Annotated in this window: 12 protein-coding genes; 9 read left to right on the top strand and 3 right to left on the bottom strand. The window is 65.3% G+C overall.

Annotated features, from left to right (window positions below):
• Nucleotides 1-53 precede the first annotated feature (53 nt).
• The 6 genes from F8237_RS21120 to F8237_RS21095 all read left to right on the top strand — a co-directional run bounded on the left by F8237_RS21120 (nucleotide 54) and on the right by F8237_RS21095 (nucleotide 6,474).
• Complete coding sequence (locus F8237_RS21120) at nucleotides 54-1,397, top strand: ABC transporter substrate-binding protein (protein WP_151647575.1); 1,344 nt, start codon at nucleotides 54-56, stop codon at nucleotides 1,395-1,397.
• A gap of 160 nt (nucleotides 1,398-1,557) precedes the next feature.
• Nucleotides 1,558-2,514 (top strand): carbohydrate ABC transporter permease, encoded by a 957-nt coding sequence (locus F8237_RS21115; protein ID WP_151647573.1) that lies wholly within the window; start codon nucleotides 1,558-1,560, stop codon nucleotides 2,512-2,514.
• On the top strand, nucleotides 2,507-3,406 hold the full coding sequence (locus F8237_RS21110) for a carbohydrate ABC transporter permease (RefSeq protein WP_151647571.1): 900 nt from the start codon (nucleotides 2,507-2,509) through the stop codon (nucleotides 3,404-3,406). Before F8237_RS21115 ends, F8237_RS21110 begins: the two co-directional genes overlap by 8 nt.
• A gap of 130 nt (nucleotides 3,407-3,536) precedes the next feature.
• On the top strand, nucleotides 3,537-4,508 hold the full coding sequence (locus F8237_RS21105) for an MBL fold metallo-hydrolase (protein WP_151647569.1): 972 nt from the start codon (nucleotides 3,537-3,539) through the stop codon (nucleotides 4,506-4,508).
• A 130-nt stretch (nucleotides 4,509-4,638) separates the two neighbouring features.
• Entirely contained in the window at nucleotides 4,639-5,034 is a 396-nt protein-coding gene (locus tag F8237_RS21100) for a DUF6130 family protein (protein ID WP_167527519.1), read from the top strand.
• Between the two features lie 84 nt (nucleotides 5,035-5,118).
• Nucleotides 5,119-6,474 carry an esterase-like activity of phytase family protein gene (locus F8237_RS21095; protein WP_151647567.1) on the top strand — a complete coding sequence of 452 codons (1,356 nt, stop codon included), beginning with the start codon at nucleotides 5,119-5,121 and terminating at the stop codon, nucleotides 6,472-6,474.
• 132 nt (nucleotides 6,475-6,606) lie between these two features.
• Here F8237_RS21095 and F8237_RS37465 read toward each other — a convergent pair whose 3' ends face one another.
• Nucleotides 6,607-6,786, bottom strand: coding sequence for an energy transducer TonB family protein (locus tag F8237_RS37465; protein WP_244625939.1), 180 nt, complete (start codon nucleotides 6,784-6,786; stop codon nucleotides 6,607-6,609).
• Between the two features lie 69 nt (nucleotides 6,787-6,855).
• On the opposite strand from F8237_RS37465, the gene F8237_RS21080 reads away from it, so the two are divergent.
• Both F8237_RS21080 and F8237_RS21075 read left to right on the top strand, forming a co-directional pair.
• The gene (locus F8237_RS21080; protein ID WP_151647565.1) at nucleotides 6,856-7,911 is read left to right on the top strand and encodes a FecCD family ABC transporter permease; all 1,056 of its coding nucleotides are present in this window, start codon (nucleotides 6,856-6,858) and stop codon (nucleotides 7,909-7,911) included.
• Complete coding sequence (locus F8237_RS21075; protein WP_151647563.1) at nucleotides 7,908-8,708, top strand: heme ABC transporter ATP-binding protein; 801 nt, start codon at nucleotides 7,908-7,910, stop codon at nucleotides 8,706-8,708. Before F8237_RS21080 ends, F8237_RS21075 begins: the two co-directional genes overlap by 4 nt.
• Nucleotides 8,709-8,860: 152 nt before the next feature.
• Here F8237_RS21075 and F8237_RS21070 read toward each other — a convergent pair whose 3' ends face one another.
• Together F8237_RS21070 and F8237_RS21065 are read right to left on the bottom strand one after the other, a co-directional pair.
• On the bottom strand, nucleotides 8,861-10,531 hold the full coding sequence (locus F8237_RS21070; RefSeq protein ID WP_151647560.1) for a mucoidy inhibitor MuiA family protein: 1,671 nt from the start codon (nucleotides 10,529-10,531) through the stop codon (nucleotides 8,861-8,863).
• A 185-nt stretch (nucleotides 10,532-10,716) separates the two neighbouring features.
• Entirely contained in the window at nucleotides 10,717-11,334 is a 618-nt protein-coding gene (locus F8237_RS21065) for a response regulator transcription factor (RefSeq protein ID WP_151647558.1), read from the bottom strand.
• 204 nt (nucleotides 11,335-11,538) lie between these two features.
• On the opposite strand from F8237_RS21065, the gene F8237_RS21060 reads away from it, so the two are divergent.
• Complete coding sequence (locus F8237_RS21060) at nucleotides 11,539-12,576, top strand: AraC family transcriptional regulator (protein ID WP_151647556.1); 1,038 nt, start codon at nucleotides 11,539-11,541, stop codon at nucleotides 12,574-12,576.

The following is a 12,576-nucleotide window of genomic DNA, read 5'->3' as shown; positions in this document are numbered from 1 at the left end:
GACCCTTCACCGGCGACCAACGCCGGGAAGGGACACATCATAGGGAGGAACTGATGAGGAACGACATCACACGTCGTGATGCCTTGGCGCTGGGCCTGTCCGCTGCCGCGGTCGCGGCAACCGGTGCTCCGGCCAACGCCCAATCCGCGATCAAGGCGGCGGACGTCCCCGCCCCGAAACTGGCGATCGAGAAGGGCGCGACCCTGCGCATGCTTCGGCCGGTCCGCTTCGTCCAGGCCGACGAGGACGTGTTCCGCGCCAATGCGGCCAAGTTCACCAAGGAGACCGGGGTCGAGATCAAGGTCGACTTCGTCGGCTGGGAAGACATCAACCAGCAGACCGCGGTGACCGCCAATTCCGGCGCAGGCCCCGACATCATCATCGGCTTCTCCGATGCACCGCACATCTACATCGACAAGCTGATCGAGCTGACCGACGTCGCCGACTATGTCGGCAAGCGCTACGGCGGCTGGTTGCCGCTGGCGCAGCGCTACGGCAAGAAGAACAAGAGCGACGCCTGGATCGGACTGCCGTTCGGCGCCACCGCGGGTCCCCTGATCTACCGCAAGTCGATCCTGAAATCGGTCGGCTTCGACAAGGTGCCGGAAGACCATGCCGGCATCCTCGACCTCTGCCAGAAGCTCCAGAAGGCCGGCAAGCCGGCCGGCTTCGCGCTCGGCAACGCCAAGGGCGACGGCAACGGCTTCGCGAGCTGGGCGCTGTGGTCGCACAACGGGTCCGTGCTCAACGAAGAGGGCGACGTCGTCATCAACAGCAAGGAGACGATCGCCGCGCTGAACTGGGTCAAGCAGCTCTACCCGACCTTCATCGCCGGCACGACGTCGTGGAACGACGTCAGCAACAACCGCGCCTACGCCGCGCAGGAGATCGCGCTGACCGCCAACGGCGTCTCGCTGTACTTCTCGCTGAAGAACGATCCTGCGACCAAGGCGATCGCCGAGGACAGCGAGCATCAACTGCTGCCCAAGGGCCTGGCCAAGATCTCGCCGATGGCGGGCCTGACGCTGAACGCCATGGTGTTCAAGCACAGCCAGTACCCCAACGCCGCCAAGGCCTTCCTGCAATACATGCTGGAGAAGGACCAGTACGAGCCCTGGCTCAACGCCAACTCCGGCTACTGGGCCCAGCCGCTGGCCGCCTATGCCGAGGCATCCGTGTGGTCGCAGGATCCCAAGGTGCAGCTGTTCAAGGACACGATGAAGACCACCTATTACGACGGCTATGCGGGTCCGATCTCGACCGCGACCGGTGCCGTCAGTGCCGACTACGTGCTGATTCAGATGTTCGCGTCCGTCGCGACCGGCGCTGCCACGCCGGAAGCCGCCGCCGCGGAAGCCGAGCAGCGCTGCAAGCGTTACTTCCGGCGACAGAAGTAGCGGCCGACAGGCCGTCATTGCGAGGAGCCCGCGACAAATTGCGAAGCAATTTTGCGCTGGCGACGAGGCAATCCAGACTCTCACTACGGAGACAGACTGGATTGCTTCGCTTCGCTCGCAATGACGGTGGGGTGACTTTCAACGACAGGACAACAAGCTGATGTCCGTGACCACACTTCCTCCTCTCGCCCTGGCCCCGCGGCAGCCATCCTGGCTGGTCCGCCTGTTCGACTACAAGCCGTTCCTGATCGTGATGTGCCTCGCGCCCGCGGTCGGGCTGCTCGCGGTGTTCCTGACCTATCCGCTCGGCCTCGGCATCTGGCTCGCCTTCACCGACACCACGATCGGCAGAAAGGGCGTGTTCGTCGGCTTCGAGAACTTCCAGTACCTGCTCACCGATTCCCTGTGGTGGAACGCGGTGTTCTACAGCGTGCTCTATACGGGGATCGCGACCTTCGGGAAGTTCGCGCTCGGCTTCTGGCTGGCGCTGCTGCTCAACAACCATTTCCCGTTCAAGAGCCTGCTGCGGGCGATCATCCTGCTGCCCTGGATCGTCCCGACGGTGCTTTCGGCGCTGGCGTTCTGGTGGATCTACGATCCGCAATTCTCGATCATCTCCTATCTGCTGGTCGACGTGCTGCACTGGCGGTCGAGCAATATCGACTTCCTCGGCTCGCCCTGGCCGGCGCGTTTCTCGCTGATCGCCGCCAATATCTGGCGCGGCATTCCCTTCGTCGCGATCTCGCTGCTGGCGGGCCTGCAGACCATCTCGCCCTCGCTCTACGAGGCCGCGATGCTCGACGGCGCCAGCGCCTGGCAGCGTTTCCGCTACATCACCTTCCCGATGATGATGCCGATCCTCGCCATCGTCATGACCTTCTCGATCATCTTCACCTTCACCGACTTCCAGCTGGTCTACGCCATCACCCGCGGCGGCCCCGGCAACTCGACGCATTTGCTGGCGACGCTGGCGTTCCAGCGCGGCATTGCCGGCGGCGAGCTCGGCGAAGGCGCCGCGATCGCGGTGTCGATGATCCCGTTCCTGGTGTTCGCGACGCTGTTTTCCTATTTCGGCCTGGCGCGCCGCAAATGGCAGCAGGGAGAGAGCAATGACTGACACCGTCGCGCAACCATCCGTCGCCGACGCCAAGGCCGCCCCCGACACCATGGCCTGGGATTCCGGGCTGCGGCGGCTGATGATGATCTACCTGCCGCTCAGCTGCTTCGTGTTGATCCTGCTGTTTCCGTTCTACTGGATGGCGATCACCTCGTTCAAGCCGAACGCCGAGCTGATGAACTACAAGGAGCACAATCCGTTCTGGATCACCTCGCCGACGCTGGCGCACATCAAGCATCTGTTGTTCAACACCGCCTATCCGCGCTGGCTGTGGACGACCATGCTGGTCGCGATCGGCTCGACCACGCTGTCGCTGATCGCGAGCACGCTGGCGGCCTATGCGATCGAACGCCTGCGCTTCCGCGGCAGTCCCTATGTCGGCCTCGGCATCTATCTCGCCTATCTGGTGCCGCCGTCGATCCTGTTCATCCCGCTCGCCACCGTCGTGGTGCAATTCGGCCTGTTCGACTCGCCGATGGCGCTGATCCTGGTCTATCCGACCTTCCTGGTGCCGTTCTGCACCTGGCTGCTGATCGGCTATTTCAAGTCGATCCCCTACGAGCTCGAGGAATGCGCACTGGTCGACGGCGCGACGCGGCTGCAGATCCTGCGGCGCATCACGCTGCCGCTCGCGGTGCCCGGGCTGATCTCGGCCGGCATCTTCTCCTTCACGCTGTCCTGGAACGAGTTCATCTACGCGCTCGCGTTCATCCAGAGCGGCGCCAACAAGACCGTGCCGGTCGCGATCCTGACCGAGCTCGTCACCGGCGACGTCTATCAATGGGGCGCGCTGATGGCCGGCTCGCTGCTCGGCTCGCTGCCGGTCGCGGTGTTCTACTCGCTGTTCGTGGACTACTACGTGTCTTCGCTGACCGGTGCGGTGAAGGAGTAACGCACCACGCGCGATCGCAACCGATCGTGCTATCGTGATAGACCGCATGCTGCATTGGCCTCACGCTGCATCCTGACAGCGGGGTCAATCATTGGCGCCGTCGATTGTCGCTCGAGAAAGCGGGAATTGCATGCGTACGCCAAAGCTCCCCTTATTGTCCCGGCGCGGATTCTGCCTGTGCTGCGTCGGCGCCGCGGCGTCTGCCGCCACTTCGGGATGGCTTACCCCGAGGCAGGCCTACGCCGAAGCGCGAGGCATCGTCAGCCTGATCAAGGACAGCGCGGCGACGTCGCCCATCACGACGTACAAGCTGCGCGGCAATATCAGCGTGCTCGAAGGCTCCGGAGGCAATATCGCCGTTCTCACCGGCTCTGACGGCAAGCTGCTGATCGATGCGGGCATCCGTGTCTCGCGTCCCCAGCTCACCAAGGCGCTGGCCGATCTGGGCGCCGATCCCGTCACGCACCTCGTCAACACCCACTGGCACTTCGACCACGCCGACGGCAACGAATGGCTGCATTCGACCGGCGCCAGAATCATTGCCCACGAAAACACCCGAAAGCACCTCGCCGAAATCCAGCGTGTCGAGGACTGGGACTACAATTTCCTTCCGCTCGGCGCGGGCGGAATCCCGAGTGAAGTCTTTGCGAGCAACCACACGCTCAAGCTCAACGGAACCTCGATCTCCCTGAAATATTTCGGACCTGCCCACACCGACAGCGACATCTCCGTCACCTTCGCAGACGCCAACATCGTTCACGTCGCCGATATGTTCTGGAACGGCATCTATCCGTTCATCGACTATTCGACCGGCGGCAGCATCGATGGGATGATCGCTGCATGCGACGCCAATCTCCCGGTGATGGACAAGGACACGATCGTCATCGCCGGGCATGGCAAGCCGGTCGGCAACAAAGCCGAGTTCCAGGCCTTTCGCGACATGCTCGTCGGAATCCGCGACAACGTCGCCCGGCTCAAGAAGCAGGGACGAACGCGCGACGAAACCGTCGCGGCGAAGCCGACCGCGGCGTTCGACGCGATATGGGGTCAGTTCGTGATCGATCCCGGCTTCTTCACCCGGCTGGTCTACCAGGGCGTTTGAACGAACGCTCGCTGCCGCCGGCGAACTCGACGTTTTGAAAGGACATTGATGGCTCCGAGAGAACGATCATGAGTGTCATCTTCGACGTCATTGCCGTTGTGCGGCTTCCACATTATTTGCATCAGCGGCCATCGCCCAGAGCGCCCGCGACGTGCGCGGGCCCTCTGCACTGGTTGCGATCGAGAATCAGGCGCCCGCCCGCCTGATCGTGGATCCGCCGCTGGCCGAACAACTGGCGCACGGGCTGGTCTTCATCCAGTACGCCACGGAGAATCTTCGTGTCGTGCCGGTGTTCGGCAAGGGCGCGCTCGACGTGTCGCCGCGCATCGGCTACGTCCACATCACGGTCGACGACGCGCCCTGGCATTTCGTCGATGCCAGTGGTGAGACCGTGATCGTGGTCGGACTGCCCCCGGGGCTGCACAAGGTGCTGCTGGAGTTGGCCGATCCAACGCACCACGTGATCGACCGCAAGACCGTCAGCTTCGAGATACCGGTGCCTTCGCCTGCTCCGCCGAGAAAGTAGCCGGCAACTGCGGCGTTTGGCCCGATTTCACATAACTGCAACATGCAATCCGCATAAGACGTCCTCCGCTCACAGGAGACGCTCATGCGCGCGACCTTTCTTGCCTCCGTTGCAACAATCATTCTCACCGCGAGCACGGCGCTTGCGCAGACCGAGGGCGAATTCCCGGCCAAGCTCGCCGGCCACGTGGTGATGCCGGCCGCGACCTTCATCGACGCACCGGCCGACGCCCCCGCCGATCTCAAGACCTCCGGCAAATACACCACCGGCAAGCGCGTCGACGCGCTCGGCACCGTGATGGGCAAGTCGTATGAGCGCCCGACCGGCGTGTCGCTGCCGTTCAAGGGACAACCGCTGCAGGGCCATTCCGGCATCAAGCACATGCCCGACGGCAGCTACTGGGTGATCACCGACAACGGCATGGGCGCGCGCGCCAACTCGCCGGATTCGATGCTATATCTCAACCGCTACAAGATGGACTGGGCCAGCGGCAAGATCGAACGCCAGGAGACCATCTTCCTGCACGATCCCGACAAGAAGGTGCCGTTCCGCATCGTCCACGAGGATACCGCAAAGCGCTACCTCACCGGCTCCGACTTCGACACCGAGGGTTTCCAGATCATCGGCGACGTCTTCTGGATCGGCGACGAGTTCGGCCCCTACATCCTGAAGGCCGACAAATCAGGCAAGATCCTCGGCGTGTTCGAGACAGTCGCGGACGGCAAGCCGGTGCGCTCGCCCGATCATTGGGCGGTCGGGACCCCGGGCGCGCCTGGCGCGACCTACACCAACGTCAACCTCCGCCGCTCCAAGGGCTATGAGGGCTTCGCATCGTCGAAGGACGGCAAGTTCCTCTACGGCCTGCTCGAGGGCCCGCTGTGGGACGCCGACAAGAAGGATTGGGAGAAGGTCGACGGCAAGGAAGCCTCCCGCATCCTCGAATTCGACGTCGCCGCCGAGAAGTTCACCGGCCGCTACTGGCAGTATGTGTTCGAGCAGAACGGCAACGCCATCGGCGACTTCAACATGATCGACCCGACCAGCGGCCTGATCATCGAGCGCGACAACGGCGAAGGCACCGCCGACACGGCCTGCCCGCAGGGCCAGCGCGGCGAGAACTGCTTCCCTGATATCGCCAAGTTCAAGCGCGTCTACAAGATCGAGCTCACCGACGCCAATGTCGGCAAGCCCGTGCGCAAGATCGGCTATATCGACCTGATGAAGATCAGGGATCCCGACAAGAAGGCGCGCAAGCCCCTCAATGACGGCGTCTACACCTTCCCGTTCTTCACCATCGAGAACGTCGATCGCGTCGACGAGACCCACATCATCGTCGGCAACGACAACAACCTGCCGTTCTCGTCCAGCCGCGACCCCAACAAGGCCGACGACGACGAGTTCATGCTGCTGGAGGTCGCGGACTTCCTGAAGGCGAAGTAGGGCGAGGCTCTCTCAACACGATCATCGCCCGGCTCGACCGGGCGATCCAGTACGCCGCGACGCCTGTCATCGCGCAGCGCGGCCTCGGCGTACTGGATGCCCCGGTCAAGCCGGGGCATGACAGCGGAGCTCCTACTGCACCGTAAACTCCACCGGGATCGAAAAACTCATCGCGCCGTTCTTGATCTCTTCCGGGATCGGCGGGAACGGCGAGGCCTGCCGGATCATCGACATGGCCTGGGCGTCGAAGGCGGCAACGCCGGAGGCACCACTGATGCGGACGGCTGCGGCGGCACGCGACCTCTCCGTCAATCTCTATCCGGCATTGGCCGGTCAGGGCGGCACGTTCGCCTCAGCCCTGTCGGCGGCGAATTGCCGGCAATGAGCGGCGCGGGACGACGATCCGCGACGATCGCAATTCCGCTGCTGCTTGCGGCGCTCATCGCCACCGGGATCATCGCCCTCACCATCGGCGCGGCGGGCATCCCGCTCTCGCGATTGCCGGCAGCATTGGGCCTCGTCCCGGACGGCGCAGCGAATAGCATGACGGTCCGCGACCAGCTCGTGCTCTGGTCGATCCGCATTCCACGCATCGCGGCCACCGCAATGGTCGGCGGCCTGCTCGCCGCGGCCGGTGCGATCATGCAGGGGCTGTTCCGCAATCCCCTCGCCGACCCCGCTCTGGTCGGCGTCTCCAGCGGCGGCGCGCTCGCGGCTGCAAGCGCCATCGTCTTCACCGACTCGCGCTTCGGCGAGACGTTCCGATTCCTTCAAACCGAGCTGTTGCCGCTTGCGGCCTTCGCGGGATCATTGGTCACCACCGCGCTCCTGTACGGCATATCGAGCCGCGCCGGGCGAACCTCGATTGCGATCTTCCTGCTGGCCGGCGTCGCCATCACCGCCATCGCCAATGCCGGCATCGGCTTGCTGGTGTTCATCGCCGATGACCGCCAGCTCCGCGACATTACGTTCTGGATGCTCGGCTCGATGAGCGGTGCCACCTGGACCAAGGCAGCCGTGCTTGCACCGGTTCTCGTCATTGGGCTCGGCGCCTGCGCGTACATCGCGCGCGGCCTCGATCTGCTGGTGCTTGGCGAAGCCGACGCTTTTCACGGCGGCGTCGATGTCGAACGTCTCAAACGCATTTCGATCGTCATGGTCTCCGCCATGACCGGAGTCGCGGTGTCGATCAGCGGCGTCATCGGCTTCGTCGGCATCGTCGTGCCGCATCTGTTGCGCCTCGTCATCGGCCCGACTCATCGGCTGCTGCTGCCAGCCTCGGTGCTATCAGGCGCCATCCTGATGGTCGGCGCCGACACGCTGGCGCGCACCATCGTGGCGCCGGCGGAGATGCCGATCGGCATTCTGACGGCCGCGGTCGGCGCCCCGGTCTTCCTCGGCATCCTGCTGCGGCAGCGCGGACTCGCCTCGCTATGAGCGCCGTGATCGAAGCACGAAACTTGAGCAAGCGCGCGGGCCGCGCGACGCTGCTCGACGGCGTGGGCCTGAATGTGGGGGCTGGCGAGATGGTCGCCATCATCGGCCCGAACGGCGCCGGCAAGTCGACGCTGCTGCGACTGCTCTCCGGCGACCTTCGCCCGAGCGAGGGCGAGGTGCGGCTGAAGCAGCGCGATATCGGCAGCTTCAAGCCGCGCGAGCTCGCGGCGCGACGCGCCATGCTGTCCCAGCACATCAACGTCAGCTTCCCCTTCACGGTCGAGGAGATCGTGCTGATGGGCGCGGGCGATCGCAGCCTGCGCGAGGCGGGCGGGCTCGTCGACGCCGCGCTGCACGAGGTCGGCCTGGAGCATTTTCGCGAACGGCAATTGCCGACGCTGTCCGGCGGCGAGCAGCAGCGTACTCACTTCGCCCGCGTGCTGGTGCAGCTCGCCTGCGGCGAAGCCGAGCACGGACCGGGACTGCTGCTGCTGGACGAGCCGACCTCGAGCCTCGATCTGCGCCACCAGATCGACCTCGTCGAGGCCGCGCGCCGCCGCGCAGCCGGCGGCACGGCCGTGATCGCGATCCTGCACGACCTCAATCTTGCGATCCGCTTCGCCGACCGGCTTGTGGTGCTGAGCGGCGACAGGCTCGCCGCCGACGGTCCGCGCGCGGACGTCGTCACGAGCAAGACCATCCGTGACATCTTCGAGATCGACGCCGTCGTTCATCAGGCCGACGATGGCGTGCCTTACGTGCTGCCGCAATCGATGCGGGCGGTGGGGCCGCAATGACGGTGCGCCCCCTCGCCCCGCTTGCGGGGAGAGGGTTGGGGAGAGGGGGACCCTCCGCGGTGACGGTGACAGCCGGACTCGCGGAGAGTCCCCCTCACCCGCCGCGCTTCGCACGTCGGCCTCTCCCCGCAAGCGGGGAGAGGCGAAGCGCCCTACCCCGCCGGCACGATCGTTATGCTCTTGTCCTTCGGCCAGCGGATGCGCCAGGCAAAGTTAATATCCTTGACCTCGCCGGGCTTGGCGTCGAACGACCATTCCAGCACGCCGCGCTTGTCTCGGATATTGCTCGCGGTCGGCGTCGTGGTCGCGGGCAGCATCTCGACGACGATGTCCTCGTTCTCGCTGACCGGCAGCTGATCCTCTATCGCGACCTTGATCGGGAAGTCGTGACCGTTGCGGATCGTGGTCTTGAACGAACGCTCGTCGGTCTTCGACGTCGTGACGAGAAGGCCGGCCGAGCCCTCGTTGCGCTTGAGCACGGCGCGTTCGATTTTGACCTTGTCGTCGGCGCCGAAGCCGAGCCGCACGATATCGTCCTTGGCGGACGCCGAGATCTTGCCGCGGCCGACGAAGACGCCGTCGCGGTAGATCGCGACCTTGCCCGGCAGCAGAGTCGCCTCATCGGTCTGCTTGAAGCTGGCTTCGAGGAAGGCGGTCGGGTCCATCACCGGCGCAGCGCGGACCGCGAGATCGGCAGGCACGGTCATCGCGGCGATCTTCAGGCTCTTGGCGCCGTCGGCGGCGCCGAGGCTGACGCGGCCAGGAATCCTGAAGGTCGCCTGGAAGTCGCCGATCTCGGCAATCGCCTGTTGTTCGTCGACGCGCTCGAGCGCGTCCGCAACTTTGGCCATGGCGGGCGATTGTGCCTGACGCGTCAGCGGAGCGGGCCGTGCCAGCTCAGAAGCTGCGCCGAGCGCCATTGGCCTCGGCGGTTGCGGATATTGCGCCACCAGCGAGCCCAACTCCGGCGCGCTGCCGCCTCGGGCGATGCGAACCGTGGAGACGCCGAGCGTCACGTTGGACCAGTCCTCGCCGGTCGATTGCGTGACCTCGGCGCGGCGGACCAGCTCGAGCTGCGGCTTGCGGTCCTTGGCGCCGGTGTCGAGCCGGGCATCATAGAGCGGCATCCAGCGCGCGTTGCGCACAGCATAGGTGACCCGCAGCGTCGCCTTCGTTGCGGCGGCCGAAGCAACGTCGATCCGGACCTCGAGCTTGCTCGGCGGCTTGGCGGAGCGCTCGGCTTCGAGCTGCGCGAGCTGCCGATCGATCTCGCGCTGCTTTCGCGCGGCATCGCGGATCGCGGTGTCGGCGGTTGCGATCTCCTCGGCGACCGCGGCAAACGCCGCGCGCCATTCGGTGATCGGCCGCGCCTCGCCCTTGTCGCCGAGGCCGGCGGGAGAGGCTTCGGCAAAATGCTGGGCGAATTTACGCCGCGCATTGGCGGAATCGATCGTACCCTGCAGATCGACGCGCTGGTCTTTCAGCGCTTCGATGCGCTTGTCGAGCTCGGGCAGGTTGACCGGCGGTGCCGCGCGCGGCGGCCGCGCGTCGATCGTGCCGATGGTGAGCCTGGCGCCCGCCTCGCCTTCGACCCGGAGGGAGGACGGATCGAGCGACAATGGAAAATCCCTGGCGACCAGCGTGCTGTCGCCGGAGGCAAGGTCCAGCGCGATGATCCGGGTGACGGTGGCACCATCCGGATAGACCGTGACGGCGTCGATGGCCGAATTGGCATCCACATCGGCTGCCCATGACGGCAACGCCGTACCCATGGTCACCAGAACCAGGCTCGTCGTCGCCAGACATCTTGCGGTGATGCGCATAAAGTCCCTCCTGCAATATCGCCGCGCCGCCAGCCGGACGCACGATCAAATGCCACGCCATCGTGGTGAGACGCGGCAGGGAAGGAACTGGTTCGATTGGGGTTTCCGTGGGGCGCCACTGCGGCGTCACCAAGGCCGCGGAACGTATCGCCGTCCTGCCGCCGACCCTCCTCGGAAGTCGAGCCTCAGCTCTGGACGACGGTGCCCTGGAAGATACGGCGGAGCAGATCGGTCACATTCCTGGCGCCGGCCTTCTTCAGAATGCTGGCGCGGTAACCTTCGACCGTCCGTGCGCTCAGATGCATGCGCCGGGCGATCTCCTTGTTGGTGAGGCCTGCGGCGAGGTGCTCGAGCACACCGCCTTCACGCGCGGTCAGCGGCTCGCATCCGGGCAACCAGCGCTGCCGGCTGGAGCCGGGCTGTGCGGATTCGTCGATGGCGGCATCGATCCGACCCACGACGTCGTGGGTGCGGAACGGCTTCTCGATGAAGTCGGCCGCGCCGCTCTTGATCGCATCGACGGCCATGGCGATACTGCCATTCGCCGAGGTCACCAGCACCGGCGCCATGCAGTTTTCCTCGCGCAGCCGTCTGAGCACGTCGAGGGCGGAACGATCGGGCGGCATTTCCAACAGCACGCACGCCGGCATCCGCGCCTTGGCTTCCGACAACAGCGAGGCACCGTCGGCGAAGCAGATCACGTCATACGCGCCCTGCTGGAGCGCCGTGGACAATTGTTCGCGGGAGGCGGCGTCGGTGTCGATGACGAATACCTCACCCTTGGAAAGCATGTTCCCCGGCATAATCCCCACCCAATAATGTCTTGGTCAAATGATCCGAGACGGCCGCGGGCCCCGTCGCCCTATCGCGCCGTCATGAGCACGGCATTCGCGCCAGTGCTTCGGTTTCCCTTATGTATGTTCCAGCCCGTTGCTGGATTTGACGGATCGGGACAGAAACTTTACATTTCGGGACATCTGCGGGAACGGCTGGCAGGAACGGGTCGCATGACCGACCTCATTCGCAGCGCAGGCTTGAGCTACTACCAGGATGTCGCCCGGTCGGTCGGGCTCGACCCCAGACAGATGATGCGCAAGGTCAGGCTGCCGCTGGCCTGCCTCGACAAGCCCGATACGCCCATTGCCGTGACGAGCCTGCGGCGCCTGCTGGAGTTGTCGGCAGAGGCGTCCGGTGCCGAAGATTTCGGCTTGCGGCTCGCCGAGCGCGGCGGGCTGACCAATTTCGGCGCGGTCGGCCTGATCGTGCGCGAGCAGGCCACGGTCGGCGAAGCGATCGAGGCGTTCTCGCGCTTCATCCATGTCCATCACGACGGCATGAAGCTCGACATCGCCCGCAACAAGCAGACCGTGACCGTCAGACTGCATCTGCGTGGCCGGCAGCCGAGCGCGCCGCGCCAGTCGATCGACATGGCGCTGGGCAGCATCCACCGCATCATCCAGTCGCTGTTCGGCAGCGATTGGCGGCCGCTCGAGGTGCACCTGCATTATCCACCGCCGCACGACCGCAAACGCTACCGCGACTTTTTCGGCTGCCACGTCGCCTTCAATGCCGATGACGATGCGATCCTGCTGTCGGCGCATGACATGGAGCGCCGGGTTCCGAGCGCGCATCCGCTGATCGCGAGCTATCTGCGCAAGCGCATCGAGGCGATCGAGAACCGGCCCGCAAGCTGGGAGGGAAAGGTCGACGAGGTCGTGCGCCGCCTGCTCGCAAGCGGCGACTGCACGGTCGAGCGTGTCGCCGAGCACCTGGCCTGCACCCGCCGCACCATCCACCGTCATCTCGCCGAAGCCGGCACCAGCTTCTCGGACATCCTCGACGCGCAGCGCGCCGATCTCGTGACCCAGTTGATCGACGATCCCGGCCGGCCGCTGGCTGACATTGCCGTGCAGCTCGGCTTCTCCGCGCAAAGCGCGATGGCCCGCTGGTTCCGCAGCCGGTTCGGCTGCACCGTCACCGCGTGGCGCAAGGGCGTGCGACCGCTGGCAAAGCCGGCCGGCATCCCGTCGGCGAGCGCCGCCTGA

The organism is Bradyrhizobium betae (assembly GCF_008932115.1).
GTDB lineage: Bacteria > Pseudomonadota > Alphaproteobacteria > Rhizobiales > Xanthobacteraceae > Bradyrhizobium > Bradyrhizobium betae.
The sequence above is the reverse complement of the archived record's forward strand: the minus strand, read 5'-3'. Positions and strand labels throughout refer to the sequence as shown.

Excerpts from the sequence above, each read along its gene's own strand:
- F8237_RS21110 (WP_151647571.1), top strand. The coding sequence starts at position 2,507 with ATGACTGACACCGTCGCGCAACCATCCGTCGCCGACGCCAAGGCCGCC.
- F8237_RS21075 (WP_151647563.1), top strand. The coding sequence starts at position 7,908 with ATGAGCGCCGTGATCGAAGCACGAAACTTGAGCAAGCGCGCGGGCCGC.
- F8237_RS21120 (WP_151647575.1), top strand. The coding sequence starts at position 54 with ATGAGGAACGACATCACACGTCGTGATGCCTTGGCGCTGGGCCTGTCC.
- F8237_RS21080 (WP_151647565.1), top strand. The coding sequence starts at position 6,856 with ATGAGCGGCGCGGGACGACGATCCGCGACGATCGCAATTCCGCTGCTG.
- F8237_RS21070 (WP_151647560.1), bottom strand. The coding sequence starts at position 10,531 with ATGCGCATCACCGCAAGATGTCTGGCGACGACGAGCCTGGTTCTGGTG.
- F8237_RS21095 (WP_151647567.1), top strand. The coding sequence starts at position 5,119 with ATGCGCGCGACCTTTCTTGCCTCCGTTGCAACAATCATTCTCACCGCG.
- F8237_RS21060 (WP_151647556.1), top strand. The coding sequence starts at position 11,539 with ATGACCGACCTCATTCGCAGCGCAGGCTTGAGCTACTACCAGGATGTC.
- F8237_RS21115 (WP_151647573.1), top strand. The coding sequence starts at position 1,558 with ATGTCCGTGACCACACTTCCTCCTCTCGCCCTGGCCCCGCGGCAGCCA.
- F8237_RS21065 (WP_151647558.1), bottom strand. The coding sequence starts at position 11,334 with ATGCCGGGGAACATGCTTTCCAAGGGTGAGGTATTCGTCATCGACACC.
- F8237_RS21105 (WP_151647569.1), top strand. The coding sequence starts at position 3,537 with ATGCGTACGCCAAAGCTCCCCTTATTGTCCCGGCGCGGATTCTGCCTG.